A 13,750-nucleotide genomic window follows, 5' to 3' on the forward strand; every position below is an offset into this window, starting at 1 on the left:
AGTGCGATGCGCGACCGCTCCGCTGATAGCTTCCGGCAGCACCTCCTGGAAAAATACGCATTGCCGCAGCGGGCGCATGCCCATGCCGACAAATCCGCCAATCCCGCGATCACGCGCCCCTTGCGCGAATTGTGGGAGGCGACCGATCTTTCCGCCGCGGAGTTCGCCGACGAAGTGTCCGATCATTTCGGCCTGACGCGGCTGAGCCTTCCGCAACTGCTCGCGGCGACACCTCGCCTCGACGGTTTTTCGCGCCGTTTCCTGCGCGAATCCACCATCTTCCCCTTCAGTGCGTCGGATGACGTTTTTCGGCTGGCTGTCGCCGACCCCTCCGACACGGCAGCCATTCGCGCCGCCGAAATCGTGTTCGGAACGCCGGTCGATGTCGTCGTGGCGTCATATGAGGACATTACCACGGTCCTCGATCAACGGGCCGAGGCCGACGACGCAAATGCCGATCGAAGCGGCAGGGGCGTTGCGCAGCAGTCCGACGACGACATCGAGAGCCTGCGCGATCTCGCCAGTGGCGCGCCGGTGGTGCGTGCGCTTAACGATCTGCTGGAGCGCGCCATGGACTTGCGCGCAAGCGACATTCACGTCGAACCGTTCCGTGCCGGGCTCACGGTGCGCATGCGCGTGGACGGTCTGTTGCGCGCGCTGCCGTCGCCGCACGGCATCCCGCCGCAGGCACTGATCTCGCGCATCAAGATTCTCGCCAGCCTCAACATCGCAGAACGGCGCCTGCCGCAGGACGGCGCCGCCCGCGTGCGGGTCGGACGCAGCGAGATCGACGTCCGCGTCGCGACCATGCCGACGCAGCATGGGGAGAGTGCCGTCATCCGTCTGTTGCCGCGCGATCGCGGCCTGCTGGAGATGAGCAAGCTCGGGCTCGGTGCGCGCGACGAGAGCGCGATGACGCGCCTCTTGGCGATGCCGCACGGCATGGTCGTCGTCACCGGACCGACCGGCAGCGGCAAGACCACGACGCTTGCGACCATGCTGTCGATCCTGAACGAGCCGATGCGCAAGATCCTCACCATCGAGGATCCGGTCGAATACGAAATTCCCGGCATCAACCAGTCCCAGGTCAAGCCGTCGATCGGGCTGACCTTTGCCTCGGCCATGCGCGCCTTCGTGCGCCAGGATCCCGACGTGATCATGGTCGGCGAGGTTCGCGACGCCGAGACCGCGCATATCGCGATCCATGCGGCGCTGACCGGCCATCTCGTGCTGACGACGCTGCACACCGAGACCGCGGCGGCGGCCGTGCCGCGTCTGATCGATCTCGGCATCGAGGGGTTCCTGCTGAAGTCCACGTTGCGTGCCGTGGTGGCGCAGCGACTGGTGCGCATGCTCTGCGACCGCTGCAAGGTGGCGCACGCGCTGACCGAGGCCGATCTCGCCAGGGATCCGCGGATTGCGGTGATCGGTTTCAAGTGCGGCGAGGTCGTGCACGAGGCCGGCGGCTGCGAACGCTGCGGCGGCACCGGCTATCGCGGCCGCAACGGCGTGTTCGAGATCCTGGAAATGTCCGACGAGGTGCGCACGCTGATCGGCCCGCAGACCGACTCCCATTCGATCGACGCTGCCGCGATGCGGAGTGGCATGACGACGATGCTGGAGGACGCGGTCGCCAAGTGCCGGGCCGGGCTCACCACCGTGCCCGAGGTCTTCCGCGTCACGACGGTGCGCTAGCGCATGCCGAACTATCGCTACCGCGCACTCAATGCCAACGGCGAACTGGTCTCCGGCGCCATCGCCGCGCCCGCGCCCGGCGACGTCGCGCAGCGGATCGAGCGGCTCGGCCTCGTGCTGGTCGACAACGTCACGCCGGAAGAGGGCGGCGCGACCGGCAGTGTGCTCAGCCTGTTCAACAGGCCGAAGCCCGAAGACATCACCATCCTCACCCGCGATCTGGCGCTGCTGCTGCGCGCCGGCGCCCGCATCAATGACGGATTGGAACTGCTGGTGGCCGATCCCGATCTCGGCCGGCTGCGCCCCGTCGTCGCCGACATCCGGTCGCGCGTTGTTGCGGGCGAGAGCTTTGCCGAGGCACTGGCGCGGCATGAGGGGCTGTTTCCGCCGATGTATATCGCGCTGGTGCGTGTCGGCGAGGCCTCGGGCTCGCTGGATCAGGTTCTGGAGGTGCTGGCCGGCGAACGCGCGCGCAGCGAGGCGTTGCGGCGCCGGCTGTCGGATGCGATCCGCTATCCGCTCTTCGTGCTCGGCGCGGCCGGCTGCGTGCTGCTGTTCTTTCTCACCTTCGTGCTGCCGCAGTTCGCCAGCGTGTTGCAGGATTTCGGCGCCAAGGTCGATCCGATCGTCGGTGTCTTCCTCAACATCTCGACCTTCCTGCGCGGCAATTCCGATGCGGTCCTGGCCGGGCTTGCGACCACCATCGCGGCGGCGTGGCTCTTGCTCCGGCGGGAGCGCGTCCGCCGCGGCATCACCAATGCGATCGTGCGGTTGCCCGCGATCCGCAACGTGATGAGGGCGTACCGCACGGCGCTGTTCTGCCGCAATCTCGGCCTGCTGCTCGGCAGCGGGGTCAATCTCACCACCACGATGCGCATCCTGATCGACATGATGGCAACCACCGGCCCGTCTACGGTCTGGAGCGATGCGGCCGACCGGGTCCGCCACGGCTCGAAGCTGTCCGACGCGCTCGCCGAGACGGAGGCGCTGCCGGCGATGGCGGTGCGCATGCTCCGGCTCGGCGACGAGACAGGACAATTGCCGATGCTATCCGGACGCGTCGCCGAATTCTACGAGGTCAAGTTGCAGCGCACGCTGGACCGTGCCGTCGGCATCGCGGGACCGGCGGCGATCATCGCGATCTCGCTGGTGGTCGGAGGCCTGATCACGTCGGTGATGACCGCGTTGATGTCGGTGAGTCAGATAGTCGGTTAGGCCATGGGAATGGGAGAGGCTTGAAGTGACCAAACATCCATCGTCGAGGCGCGGCCGGCGGCGCGGGGCCTTCGGGGAGGCGGGCTTCACCCTGGTCGAGATGCTGGTCGTCATCACCATCATCGGGATGATCATGGCGTTGGTCGGGCCACGCGTGCTGAACTATCTCAGCGAATCCAAGGCGAAGGCGGCGAAGATCCAGATCGAGAGTTTTTCCAGTGCGCTCGATCTCTATTTTCTCGATCTCGGGCGCTATCCGACATCCAACGAAGGCCTAGCCGCGCTGACCCGCAATACCAATCAGGCCGGCTGGAATGGGCCTTATCTGCGCGGCGGCGTGGTGCCGAGTGATCCCTGGGGGCACATCTATGTCTATCGCTCGCCGGGCCCGAGCGCGCCCTACGAGATCATCTCGCTCGGATCGGACGGTCAGGAAGGCGGCAGTGGAACGGCGGCCGACATTGTCAGCGGCACGCGCTGAGGGCATCTGCGATACGCGCGGCTTTGCGCTGATCGAGATCCTGTGCGTGCTCGCGATCATCGGCCTGCTCGCGGCGATCATCCTCCCGGCGGTTCCGCGCACCACGACGCGCGCCAGGCTGGAGAGCTATGCGGTCGAGACCGCGGCACTGCTGAAAGCCGACCGCAACGCGGCGCTGCGCCGGCAGGTGCGGGTCGCGACCATGGTGGATGCGGAGGCGCGCGCGATCCGTTCCGGCGTCACCGGGCGGACCATCCGCCTGCCGGGCGACGTGGTTGTGCAGGCGATGCTGGCCGCGCGCTGTGCCGATCGCGCGACCGGGCGATCGATTGATTTCTTTCCCTCGGGCATGTCGTGCGGCGGGACGATCGCGCTGGCGCGTCCGGGCATGGGCTATGAGGTGCGCGTCAACTGGTTGACCGGAGGCGTCGAGATTGTCCCGCAGAAGGTTTTCTGACGCCGCCGGCTTCACCCTGATCGAGGCGCTGGTCGCGCTCGCGATCATCGCGGTCATGCTCGGCTCGATCGGCTCGGTCATCGCCACGACGGCGAAGGGCACGCGTGCGATCGACCAGCATCTGGCCCTCGCCGGGACCGCCGAGACCCTGCTTGCGGACCTGCCGGCGCGCTCCTTGCTGAAGCCCGGCCGTCAGAGCGGCGAACTGGCCGGCAGCCGCTGGCGCGTCGACGTTGCGCCGATGAGCGTGGCGGGCGGCAACCCCGCCACCGACCGTTTCGTGCCGTTGGCCGTCAATCTGCGCCTCCAGCGCGCCGACGGCAGCGCGATCCAGATCACGACCGTGAAGCTGGTGCCGAGGACTTCTCAATGAAGGGCCCGGCAATGAAGCGCCTGCGCCGCGCACTGGCAGACGAAGCAGGCTTCACCCTGCTCGAAGTGCTGCTCGCGACACTGCTGATGACCGTCATCCTGGCGGCGCTGGCGACCGTGACGGCGCAATGGCTGCCGAACTGGAATCGCGGCATCGCGCGCGTGCAGCGGGCCGAGCGTCTCGCAACCGGCCTCGAACGCATCATCGCCGACCTGTCGGTCGCCGAGCAGATGACGGTCAACGCCGACGCCAGGGCGCCGCTGTTCGACGGCGCCGAATTGTCGGTGACCTTCCTGCGCACGGCGCTCGGCCCGAGCGCGCGTCCGGGGCTCGAATTCATCCGCCTGGTCGAGAAGGCCGACGCACAGGGGCTCGCGCTGGTGCGCGAGCGCGCGCCGTTCCAGCCGATGCCGGCCGACGGGCAGATCCGCTTCGTCGACCAGGTCGTGTTGATCCGCGCGCCGTTCCGCGTGAGCTTCGCCTATGCCGGGCCGGACGGGCAGTGGCTGCCGACCTGGCGGGGCCAGGCGCAGTTGCCGGATCGGGTCCGCATCACGGTGCGCAACAGCGCCACCGGCCAGATACTCTCGGTCTCGGGTGCGGTGACCCCGCACATCACGGCTCCGGCCGAATGCGCGCGGGCCAAGAATCCGACGACCTGCGTGACGGCGCGGACCCGGCCGCAGCAGGCGGAGAAAGAGGAGCAGCAGCTGTGAGCGGAGCGAGGCACGCGCGTGCGGGAGTTCGCGACGGCCGCGGCTTCATCGTCGTCGTGGTGCTCTGGATGCTTGCGGCGCTGGCCGCGCTCGCGCTGATCTACCTGACTTACGTCACCAACACCGCGGTCACGGTCGCCGTCACCGCCGACCGATTGCAGGCGGATGCACTGGTGAACGCCGGGCTCGAACTCGCGGCTTACCGGCTGACAGCGCAGAACGAGGCCACGCGTCCGACCAGCGGCACCTTCAATGCCCGCGTGGGCGCCGGACGCGTCAGCGTCACCTTCCGCTCGGAGGCCGCGCGCGTCGATCTCAACATGGCACCAAAGCCGATGCTCGCGGGGCTGATGATGGCGCTCGGTGTCCCGGCGACGGACGCGTCCGTTTATGCCGACCGGATCCTCGCCTGGCGCTCGTCGACGGAGCCCGGCCAGGACAATCCGGAGGATTCCTACTATCGCACGCTCGGCGCGCCCTATCTGCCGCGCCACGCGCCGTTTCCGCACAGCGACGAGCTCTGGCTGGTGCGCGGCATTCCGGCCCCGGTCGTGGAGCGCGCGCTGCCCTTCGTCACCGTGTTCAGCAACATGCGGACCGTGAACGTGCTCGACGCCGCACCGCAGGTGGTGGCGGCACTGCCCGGCATGACGCCCGGGATGCTGCAACAGGTGCTGCGCGACCGCGCAGATCCCAATATCGATCCGCGATCCCTGGTCGGGCTCGCCGGCAGCACCAACGCGACGGCCGAGGGTTCGAAGGCGTACCGGCTGACGGTCGCGGTCGAAGCGCCGTCGCATCGGCGGAGCTCGGCCGAGATCGTCATCCTGCTTCTCGAGAGCGGCGATGAGCCATATCGTGTATTGTCGTGGCACAACGCCTTTGACGGCTCGGCCGGAAAGCCTCTGTGAGATGAGCTCGCTTAATTCCATTCGCGGCATTCTCGATGCATGGACCGGCACCGTGGCCGGTTCGGTCGTGGCCGGCCTGGAGCGGATGGTATCGCCGCGGGTGGTGCGGCTGGTCGAGACGGAGACTGGCACGTTCGCACTGGACGCTGCGAAGGTGGAGAACGTCCCGAAGGAAATCGCATTCGAGGACGGCAAGTTCATCGCCGATCTCGCGCAGATCGTCCGCGGCAGCCGCGTCGAGATCGTGCTGCGGCCCGCGCGCTTCCTGTTCCGTTCGCTGGAGTTGCCGGCGCGCGCGGCCGATTTCCTCGACGGCATCGTGCGGGCGCAGATCGACCGGCTGACGCCCTGGAGCGCGAGCGAAGCCGTATTCGGTTGCAGCGCCCCGGTGGCGCATGGCAGCGAGAGCATCACCACAGTGATCGCGGCTGCACCGCGCCGGCTGGCGACGGGCTATGTCGAGGCGGTGTCCGGCTTCCATCCGACTGCGATCGCGGTCGCGACGGAGGCGCCCGAGGGTGGGCGCATCAAGGTGTTCGAGCAGAAATCGCGCGGCGCGATCGACCCCGTGCGGCTGAGCCGGACGTTGCAGGCAGTGCTCGCTCTCGCCGCGGTCACAGCGGTGGTCGGATCGGTCGCGGCAGGCTATTTGGCCGACAGTCTGAGCGCGCAGGAGGGGGAGCTCGAACGGCAGATCGCCCAGCGCCGCGCCGCACTTCGCGGCAGCGACGGCGGCGAGCGCTCGCCGCTCGCGCTGCTCGAGCGCCGCAAATACGAGACGCCGTCGAGCGTGATCGTGCTGGAATCGCTGAGCCGGCTGTTGCCGGACCACACCTATGTCACAGAGCTGCATCTGGCCGGCAACAAGGTCCAGATCGCCGGCATCACGCGCGATGCGCCGTCGCTGATCCCTTTGATCGAGCAGTCCCAGCATTTCACCCGCGCGACCTTCTCCGCCCCGACGACGCGCAACCCCTCCGATCCCGGCGAGCGCTTCCACATCGAGGCGCAGATCGAACCGAGGAACGCGCCATGAGCAGCGCCAAGGTCGTAAGCGGAAATGCGGTTGGGCGGACGCTCGCCGGCTCGCCCCTGATCGCGGTCACGCTCTATCTCGCGGTCACAAGCGGGCTGCTGCTGATGGCAGCGCTGTCGATCGCCGACGTCATCGCCCACCGCGAGGCGCTGGCGCAGACCTCCGACCTGCTCGACCAGCTGCGCGGCCGCAAGGGCGGCGCCAAGGGTGCCGCGGCCCTGTCCGCCGAGCATCCCGGCACGCCGTTCCTGGAGGGGCCGACCGTGACGGTCGCGGGCGCCAACCTGTTGCAGCGGGTTGCGGCCGCGGTCGGCGATGTCGGCGGCTCGGTCCAGTCCTCGCAGGTCGACGTCTCCGGCGCGCAGACCAAGGACGGTTTCGTCGGCCTCGTCGTGAGCTGCGAGCTGGAGCAGCCGGCGCTCCAGAAGCTGCTCTACGATCTCGAAGCCGGCATGCCATTCCTGTACGTCGATCAGCTCGACGTCCAGGTGCCGCAGACCACGGCGCTGAGCGACGTCGGCACCGGCCGCGTCAGGGTCATTCTCGGCGTTTCTGGCCAGTGGCAGGCGGCGAAGTAAGGCCGTCCCGTCAGCCTATCGGGGCAGCTTACCAGGCGTACCTGAGTACGCCCTTGCCGGAATAGCTGGTGACGTTGCCGGAGAACTCGCCGTCGAAGGTGCCGGCGACCGAAAAGCCGCCCAGCCATTTCATCTCGGCGCTGGCGCTCACGAGCGCGGAGTCGGCGTCGACGCGGGCGCCGTTCACGACGAAGCTGGTGCCCGGCAGGGTCTGGAACAGCGCGGTGACGGCGCGGCTCGGATTGTAGTCGTGCGCCCAGGCGGCGCGGCCGCGCAGCGTCAGCACGCCGTTCTGCATCGCGTAGGCCTTGTCGGCGCGCAGGCCGAACTCGGAACGGGTGTCGGTCACCGATTGCGCGGCGTAGTTCAGCGCGAACAGCCCGCCGCCATTGAGGCTGAGTTCCGAATAGTTCGGCAGGTTGAAGTTCGTGACCTGCGCCGCCGCATAAGGAGTGATGCCGACCAGTGGCGTTGCGAAGCGGTAGCCGCCCTCGAAGCGGGCCGAGAAGGTGTCGGCCTTGAAGCGACCCTGGAGCTGGTCTGCGCCGGCGAGCGCCACGGTGCGGTTGGTGGTGACGTCGTGCCAGCCATAGGCGAGCGCGGCCGAGATGTAGGCCGGTCCGAAATTGTGCCGTCCGTATGCGCCGGCCTGGAACAGGTCCGCCGAGCCCGAGCCCATGGCGTTTGCGAGCGAGTAGCTCAGCCCGCCGCCGCCGAGCGCAAAGCCGACCAGCGTGTCCACCGAGATCCTGTAGTCGGCGCCGGCAGCGCCGCCCCAGACGCTCGCGGAAAGGTCCTGCGAGCCAACCGGCGCATTGCCGCCGACTTGCGCCGAGCCGCCATAGCCGGCGGTCCAGACGCTCCAGCGGCTGCTCGGCAGCGAGGAGAGCAGCGGCGCCTTGGTCGCCATGGCATAGGCCTCGCGCTCGCGCGCATTGGCCGGGCGCATGGACGCGTAGGCGGAAGCATCGTCGCTCTCGGCGAATTGCGCGACGCTGCCCGCCTTGGCGAAGCCGCCAGAGCGGCCGATGACGGTGGGGTCGAGCATCAAATTGAGAAACTGGCCGTCGGCGTTGATCGCCGACTGGATGATGCCTGTGCCGAGCTCGCCCGAGGCGGTCGTCAGTCCCGCGGGCGAGAGCGCGGCGAAGGCCGCAGGGATTCCGCCGGTCGCGTTGAAGAAATTGCTCAGCGTGTTGGCGACGTTCTGCTGGTTGACGTTGAGGCCGCCCGCCTGCGCAAAATTGACGTTGACGTTGAGGAAAACGTTGCTGGTGTCGTAGCTAAGCGTCGCGTTGAGCGTCGGCATGTTGGAGAGGACGGTCGGATTGAAGGTGGTGCCGACGAGGGTGCCGGCCGCAGTCAGGATCGTGTACTGCTTCTTGACCGTCCCCGAGGTGAAGTTCACGCTCACCGTCGCACCGCCGAGCCCGGCCGCGCCCGTCACTTGGGCGAGGCTGGCATTCGTCGAGGAGACCTGCACCAGATAGGTCGAGGCCGCGGTGAAGGTCAGGGATCCGTTGATCGTCAGCGGTCCGAACGGGCTCGCCGCGCTGCCCGGGGCGAGCGTGCCGCCGTTGACCGCGACGCCGGCGACCGTGCCGCTGCCGGCGAGCGTGCCGCCGGTGTTGACGGTGGTCGCGCTCGCGATCGAACCATCGACCACCAGTGTGCCGCCGTTCACGGTGGTCGCGCCGCTGTAGGTGTTGGCGCCGGAGAGAGTCTGCGTGCCGCCAGCGATGGTCAGACCGCCGCCCGCGCCGGCATCGTCGATCACGCCCGCGAAATTGCCGTTGCCATTGCTGATCGTCAGCGTGTTGGCGCCGAGATTGAGGTTACCCGAACCCGCCAGCGACTTGATCGAGGTGCCGGCGCTCAGGGCGGAGATGTCGAACACGCCGTTGGCGATGACGTTGCTCGAGGTCGCGATGCTGCCGTCGCTGCCGGCGGCGTTGATGAGATCCAGCTCGCCGCCGGTCGCGATGGTTGTCGTGCTGGTATAGGTGTTGGTGCCGTAGAGCTGCTGCGTTGCGCCGCCTGCGATCACGAGGTTGCCGCCGGTGCCGCCGCCGATGCCGCCGTCCTGGATCACGCCCCCGAAGGAGTTGCCAGCCGTGATCGTCAGCGTCTTCGATCCCAGCGCGACGACGCCGTTGGCGCCGAACGAGAACAGCTGTGTAACCGAAGCCCCGGACGTGGTCTGGGAGATATCGAGCGTTGCACCGGGGCCCGAGAACGCGACATAGAGCGAGTTCGCGATCGAGCCGCTGCCCTTCAACGCCAGCGTCGCGCCCGCGTCGATCTGGGTGACGTTGCTGTAGGTGTTCACGCCGGATAGCGTTTGCGTTCCGGCAAACACCTCCAGGCCGCCGGTGCCCTGGATCACGCCCGCGAACTCGGTCGAGCCGTTGGTGATCACGAGCCCGTTGCCGCCCATGTTGACGATACCGCTGGAACTGCCCGCGAGCGTCGTGATGGCGTTGAACGGCACGGACGAGGCGGAAATGTCGAGCGTGGCATCCACCGTCACGACGCTGGACGAGGAGATGCTGCCGAAGCCGGAAATCGCCAGCGTTCCGGCCGAGATCGTCGTCGCGCCCGTATAGGTGTTGGTGCCGGTCAGCGTCAGCGTGCCGGTGCCGACCTTGGTCAGTCCTCCGCCGGTGCCGGAGATCACGCCGTCGACCTGGGTCGAGGTGTTGAGGCTGCCGGTGGTGAGCGTGTTGGCGCCCAGGACATAATTGCCCGCGCCCTCGATCGAGCCCGACGTCATGCCGCCGCTGGTCAGGCCGGACATGTCGACCGTTCCGCCGGCATTGGTGATGAATTGCGCGCTGCCGCCGGTCGCCGTGCCGGAGAAGTTCGTCGTCGCGCCGTTGTTGGTGGTGATCGTGGCGCTGCCGGCCGTGGCGGAGCCGTCGAAATTCACCGTTCCGTCGTTGACGACGGTCGAAGTGGCGGCTGTGGTGCTGTTGTGGAAGTTCAGCGTGGCCGACGCCAGGTTGTTGATCGTGGCGCTGCCCGCCGAAGCGCTGGTGAAGAAATCGATCTGGCCGTTGGCGTTGTTGGTGATCTGGGCGCTCCCCGCAGAGCTGGAATCCTCGAACGTGACGAAGCTGCTGTTGACGAGGCTTGCCGTTCCCGCCGTGCTGTTCTGGAGGAAGCTGACGGTGCCGCCGGTATCGTTCGTGATGATCACGGCTCCGGCGCCGATGCCGCCGCGCGCGGTACTGCTGTTCTGGAACACCAGAGTGTTGCCGGAGGTGACCTGGAAATTCTGCGTCGTGGCGGAATCGTTGATGATGCCTGTCCCGTTGACGATGAACGGGTTGCCGACCGTGATCGAGTAGGCCTGCGCGATGGTCGTGAACCGGATTGTGCCGATCACGACGACGCCGTTGTTGTTGTCGACGGCCGTGCTTCCGGTGCTTGTGAAGGTCGCGGTGCCGTCCGGCACGCTCGGATTGGACGACCAGTTCGTGCCGTCCGTCCAGTCGCTGGTCGCGCCGTTCCAGTCGCCGTCCGCGGCGTGCGCCGCGACGGCGCCGAGCGCCGTGGTCGCCAGCAGGGCCGCCAGGGAGCGGCGCAGGACGGATTGCAGCCCGGATCGCAGCCCGTATCCGATCCGCCCACCTGCCATTGTCGGTCCAGCCATCCGGTATTCTCAAATCAGCAAAGAAATCATCGCAAATGCGCAAATGGGGAGCGGGCGGACCCTGCGCCGCGCGATGATCTCATGGCGTCGCAGCGTGCGGCAATGAACGGATGTCCATGTGGGTCGGGTTCCGCGCTGTTCCGCCTTGCATTTTGGACGATCGTGGCCCTCGGGCAACATATTCACGCATTGCAACATATGGGGGGAATAGGCGTGCCCGTGGGGGCGGCCTGGCGCTTTGGGTTGATGGCGCTACGGATCGGAACTAGTTTGGCTCGGACGCCTAGCCGCCGTCGTGGCGCGGCTGGTGGTCGCAGGGGAATGTCGATGGCCGGGTGGTTGAGGCCGACAGGATTGGCTGTGCTGTGCGTGGTTCTGGGCACCGCCGGGACCATGGCCGCCACCTCGTCGCGCATGGATGTCCTGCCCGACGACGCTGCGCGCAGCCCCGCCGACAATGTCGATGTCGGCGCGACGCGGCCGATCTCGCGCCCCGTGCAGCAGGCTCCGAGCAAGCCCATCCCCCGCGGCAATCCGCTGTGGTCGGTGCCGCTCTCGGCCCTGACCGCGACACAGGAGCGCCCGATCTTCTCTGCCATGCGCCGGCCGCCGCCGCGCGCGGTTGCGGCATCGCCGGTGGAAGAGAGTCCCGCGCCGCCGCCCAAGCCGGTCCAGGCACCGCCGCCGCTATTGCTGGTCGGCGCCGTGGTGGGCGAGGGGGACGCCATCGCGATTCTCGTCAATCGCATGGATCAGAAGGTCGTGCGCCTGAGGCAGGGCGAATCGCTCGACGGCTGGTCGCTGACCTCGGTGCAGCCGCGCGAGGTGACGTTCAAGCAGGGCGAGCGCAGCGAGGTGCTGGCGCTCAAGCCGCAGGACGCTCCCGCTCCGGCGGGCCCGACCACGGATGCCGCCGGCAAGCCGACGATGCCGGGCCCGACCGATTCCTCGTTCGCGCCTTTCGTGCCGCGTTCGACGCCGAAGAACGGCGAGTCGGATGGGCTCTGAGCGCTGCCGCGCGCCGGGGCTGATCGGGAAGGGCGCGGCTTGACCGACACGCAAACTGACGCACCCGGCAAGGCCGGCGGTGCGAGCGGATCCGGCGGCGCCGGCCGCGCCCGCCGGCTGTTGCAGGGCTGGTCCGCGAACCTTGTCCAGATGGTGCTGGGGTTGACCCAGCAGTTGCTGCTGATCCCGGCGTTCCTGCATGTCTGGAGCGGCGACCTGCTCGCGGCCTGGCTCGCAATCTATGCGGCCGGCAGTCTCGTCGTCGTGGCGGACGCAGGGCTTCAGCTTCGTGCGATCAACCGTTTTCTCGCCTTCAAATCCTGCGTCGATTGCGATGGGCGCACGGCGAATTTCTATTCGGCCCTGCTGCGAATCTATCTCGCAATCGTCGCGGTGCCTAGTGTTCTGCTGTGCGCGGCCATCTACCTCGCGCCGCCGTCAGCCGTCCTCGGCTTCCGCCAGGCGCCGACCTTCGATGCTGCGATGCTGGTGATGACGCTCGGCATGCTCCTGACCTTGCCGGCCAATCTCGTCTCCGGCCTCTATCGTGTGCGCGGCCGATATGGCCGGACGGTCTGGCTGCAAAACGGCGCGCTGCTGCTCGGCCAGATCGCGCAGCTTGTCGCGCTGGCGACGTTCGGCAGCCTGCTCGCGGTGGCGATCGCCTTCGTGTCGATGCAGCTGCTTTTCACGATCTTCCTGACCGTGTTCGACGCGCCGCGATTGTTTCCGTTCCTGCGCCGTGCCGGCAGGTTGTCATTCGCATCGCCATCCCTGCGCTGGAGCGTCGGTCAGTTCGGCCGCGCGCTGCCCTTCGCGGTCGCCAACATCACCGAGCTGGCGCTGGTCAACGTCCCGGTGCTGCTCGTCTCCGCGCTGGTCACCAACCGCGTCGCGGTGGCGCAATGGGGCCTGACGCGCGTGATCGCGAGCCTGGTGCGCGGCCTGTGTCTTCAGGTCACGTTGCCGCTTGCCGCCGAACTCGGCCACGACCATGCCGTCGGCGACAAGGAGCGGCTGCGCCGGCTCTACGCCCACGGCTCGGTGTTCGTGACCGGGCTCGCCAGTCTGATCGTCGCGGGCCTGCTGCCGTTCTGGCCTGACTTCTTCGCGTTGTGGACTCATGGCAGCATCCCCTACGACGCGCCGCTGACGGTGACGCTGCTGCTCGGCTCGGCGGCCGTCGCGCCGTCGCTGCTGGCGCTGGGCTTTGCCAATCACAGCAATCGCGGCGATCTCCTGATCCGCACCAAGGGACTTCAGCTCGTCGTCTTCCTGGTGCTGTCCTTCGTCCTGATCCCGCAACTTGGACCGCTGGGCGCCGCGCTCGCCGTGGTCGCAAGCGACATCCTCGTCCAGTTCGGCCTGCTCGCGCTGATGGTCATGCGTCAGACCCTGCGTCATCCGTTCAGGCACATCGGGTTCCTGCTACTCATGGCCTTCGCGATCGTGGCATCCGGCTGGCTGATCGGGCTGGCGATCACTGCACTCGTGCCGGGAAGCGGGCTGACGCACTTCATCGTGGAGTGCGCGGTCTGGCTGATCGTGGTCGGCACCCTCGCAAGCCCGCTGCTGAGCGTAGCTCTGCGCGCGCGGCTAAGGGCGTTTGTGCCAGCCTAGCGGAT

12 protein-coding genes are annotated in these 13,750 nt (G+C 67.8%); 11 read left to right on the top strand and 1 reads right to left on the bottom strand.

The genetic code is table 11. The features are described 5' to 3' along the window. Positions 1-6 precede the first annotated feature (6 nt). From JQ572_RS22160 to gspM, 9 genes are read left to right on the top strand one after another with little or no spacing between them, the layout of a single operon-like run. A complete protein-coding gene (locus JQ572_RS22160; protein WP_249129189.1) occupies positions 7-1,695 on the top strand; it encodes a GspE/PulE family protein in 1,689 nt (562 codons plus the stop codon). A 3-nt stretch (positions 1,696-1,698) separates the two neighbouring features. Beyond that, positions 1,699-2,910 (top strand): type II secretion system F family protein, encoded by a 1,212-nt coding sequence (locus tag JQ572_RS22165; protein WP_211384952.1) that lies wholly within the window; start codon positions 1,699-1,701, stop codon positions 2,908-2,910. Positions 2,911-2,935: 25 nt separating this feature from the next. After that, entirely contained in the window at positions 2,936-3,391 is a 456-nt protein-coding gene (gene gspG, locus JQ572_RS22170; RefSeq protein WP_211384953.1) for a type II secretion system major pseudopilin GspG, read from the top strand. Next, a complete protein-coding gene (locus JQ572_RS22175; protein ID WP_211384954.1) occupies positions 3,354-3,848 on the top strand; it encodes a prepilin-type N-terminal cleavage/methylation domain-containing protein in 495 nt (164 codons plus the stop codon). Before gspG ends, JQ572_RS22175 begins: the two co-directional genes overlap by 38 nt. Further along, entirely contained in the window at positions 3,826-4,221 is a 396-nt protein-coding gene (locus JQ572_RS22180; protein WP_211384955.1) for a PulJ/GspJ family protein, read from the top strand. Before JQ572_RS22175 ends, JQ572_RS22180 begins: the two co-directional genes overlap by 23 nt. Then, positions 4,218-4,937: a general secretion pathway protein GspJ gene (locus JQ572_RS22185; protein ID WP_249129191.1), complete on the top strand. Its 720-nt coding sequence runs from the start codon at positions 4,218-4,220 to the stop codon at positions 4,935-4,937. Before JQ572_RS22180 ends, JQ572_RS22185 begins: the two co-directional genes overlap by 4 nt. Next, positions 4,934-5,848 carry a type II secretion system minor pseudopilin gene (locus tag JQ572_RS22190; RefSeq protein WP_211384956.1) on the top strand — a complete coding sequence of 305 codons (915 nt, stop codon included), beginning with the start codon at positions 4,934-4,936 and terminating at the stop codon, positions 5,846-5,848. Before JQ572_RS22185 ends, JQ572_RS22190 begins: the two co-directional genes overlap by 4 nt. 1 nt (position 5,849) lies before the next feature. Further along, positions 5,850-6,884, top strand: coding sequence for a PilN domain-containing protein (locus tag JQ572_RS22195; protein WP_211384957.1), 1,035 nt, complete (start codon positions 5,850-5,852; stop codon positions 6,882-6,884). Next, the gene (gene gspM, locus JQ572_RS22200; RefSeq protein ID WP_211384958.1) at positions 6,881-7,462 is read left to right on the top strand and encodes a type II secretion system protein GspM; all 582 of its coding nucleotides are present in this window, start codon (positions 6,881-6,883) and stop codon (positions 7,460-7,462) included. The genes JQ572_RS22195 and gspM overlap by 4 nt, the downstream gene beginning before the upstream one ends. A gap of 28 nt (positions 7,463-7,490) precedes the next feature. On the opposite strand, the gene JQ572_RS22205 is transcribed toward gspM, so the two are convergent. Continuing rightward, on the bottom strand, positions 7,491-11,117 hold the full coding sequence (locus tag JQ572_RS22205; RefSeq protein ID WP_249129192.1) for an autotransporter outer membrane beta-barrel domain-containing protein: 3,627 nt from the start codon (positions 11,115-11,117) through the stop codon (positions 7,491-7,493). A gap of 327 nt (positions 11,118-11,444) precedes the next feature. On the opposite strand from JQ572_RS22205, the gene JQ572_RS22210 reads away from it, so the two are divergent. Together JQ572_RS22210 and JQ572_RS22215 are read left to right on the top strand one after the other, a co-directional pair. Continuing rightward, positions 11,445-12,125 carry a hypothetical protein gene (locus JQ572_RS22210; RefSeq protein ID WP_211384959.1) on the top strand — a complete coding sequence of 227 codons (681 nt, stop codon included), beginning with the start codon at positions 11,445-11,447 and terminating at the stop codon, positions 12,123-12,125. Between the two features lie 39 nt (positions 12,126-12,164). Then, the gene (locus tag JQ572_RS22215; RefSeq protein WP_211384960.1) at positions 12,165-13,745 is read left to right on the top strand and encodes an MATE family efflux transporter; all 1,581 of its coding nucleotides are present in this window, start codon (positions 12,165-12,167) and stop codon (positions 13,743-13,745) included. The last annotated feature ends 5 nt before the right edge of the window (positions 13,746-13,750 follow it).

The sequence above is a fragment of the Bradyrhizobium sp. SZCCT0153 genome (assembly GCF_018129995.1).
In the GTDB taxonomy this organism is placed as follows: domain Bacteria; phylum Pseudomonadota; class Alphaproteobacteria; order Rhizobiales; family Xanthobacteraceae; genus Bradyrhizobium; species Bradyrhizobium japonicum_G.

Excerpts from the sequence above, each read along its gene's own strand:
- JQ572_RS22210 (WP_211384959.1), top strand. The coding sequence starts at position 11,445 with ATGGCCGGGTGGTTGAGGCCGACAGGATTGGCTGTGCTGTGCGTGGTT.
- JQ572_RS22195 (WP_211384957.1), top strand. The coding sequence starts at position 5,850 with ATGAGCTCGCTTAATTCCATTCGCGGCATTCTCGATGCATGGACCGGC.
- JQ572_RS22205 (WP_249129192.1), bottom strand. The coding sequence starts at position 11,117 with ATGGCTGGACCGACAATGGCAGGTGGGCGGATCGGATACGGGCTGCGA.
- JQ572_RS22185 (WP_249129191.1), top strand. The coding sequence starts at position 4,218 with ATGAAGGGCCCGGCAATGAAGCGCCTGCGCCGCGCACTGGCAGACGAA.
- JQ572_RS22165 (WP_211384952.1), top strand. The coding sequence starts at position 1,699 with ATGCCGAACTATCGCTACCGCGCACTCAATGCCAACGGCGAACTGGTC.
- gspM (WP_211384958.1), top strand. The coding sequence starts at position 6,881 with ATGAGCAGCGCCAAGGTCGTAAGCGGAAATGCGGTTGGGCGGACGCTC.
- JQ572_RS22160 (WP_249129189.1), top strand. The coding sequence starts at position 7 with ATGCGCGACCGCTCCGCTGATAGCTTCCGGCAGCACCTCCTGGAAAAA.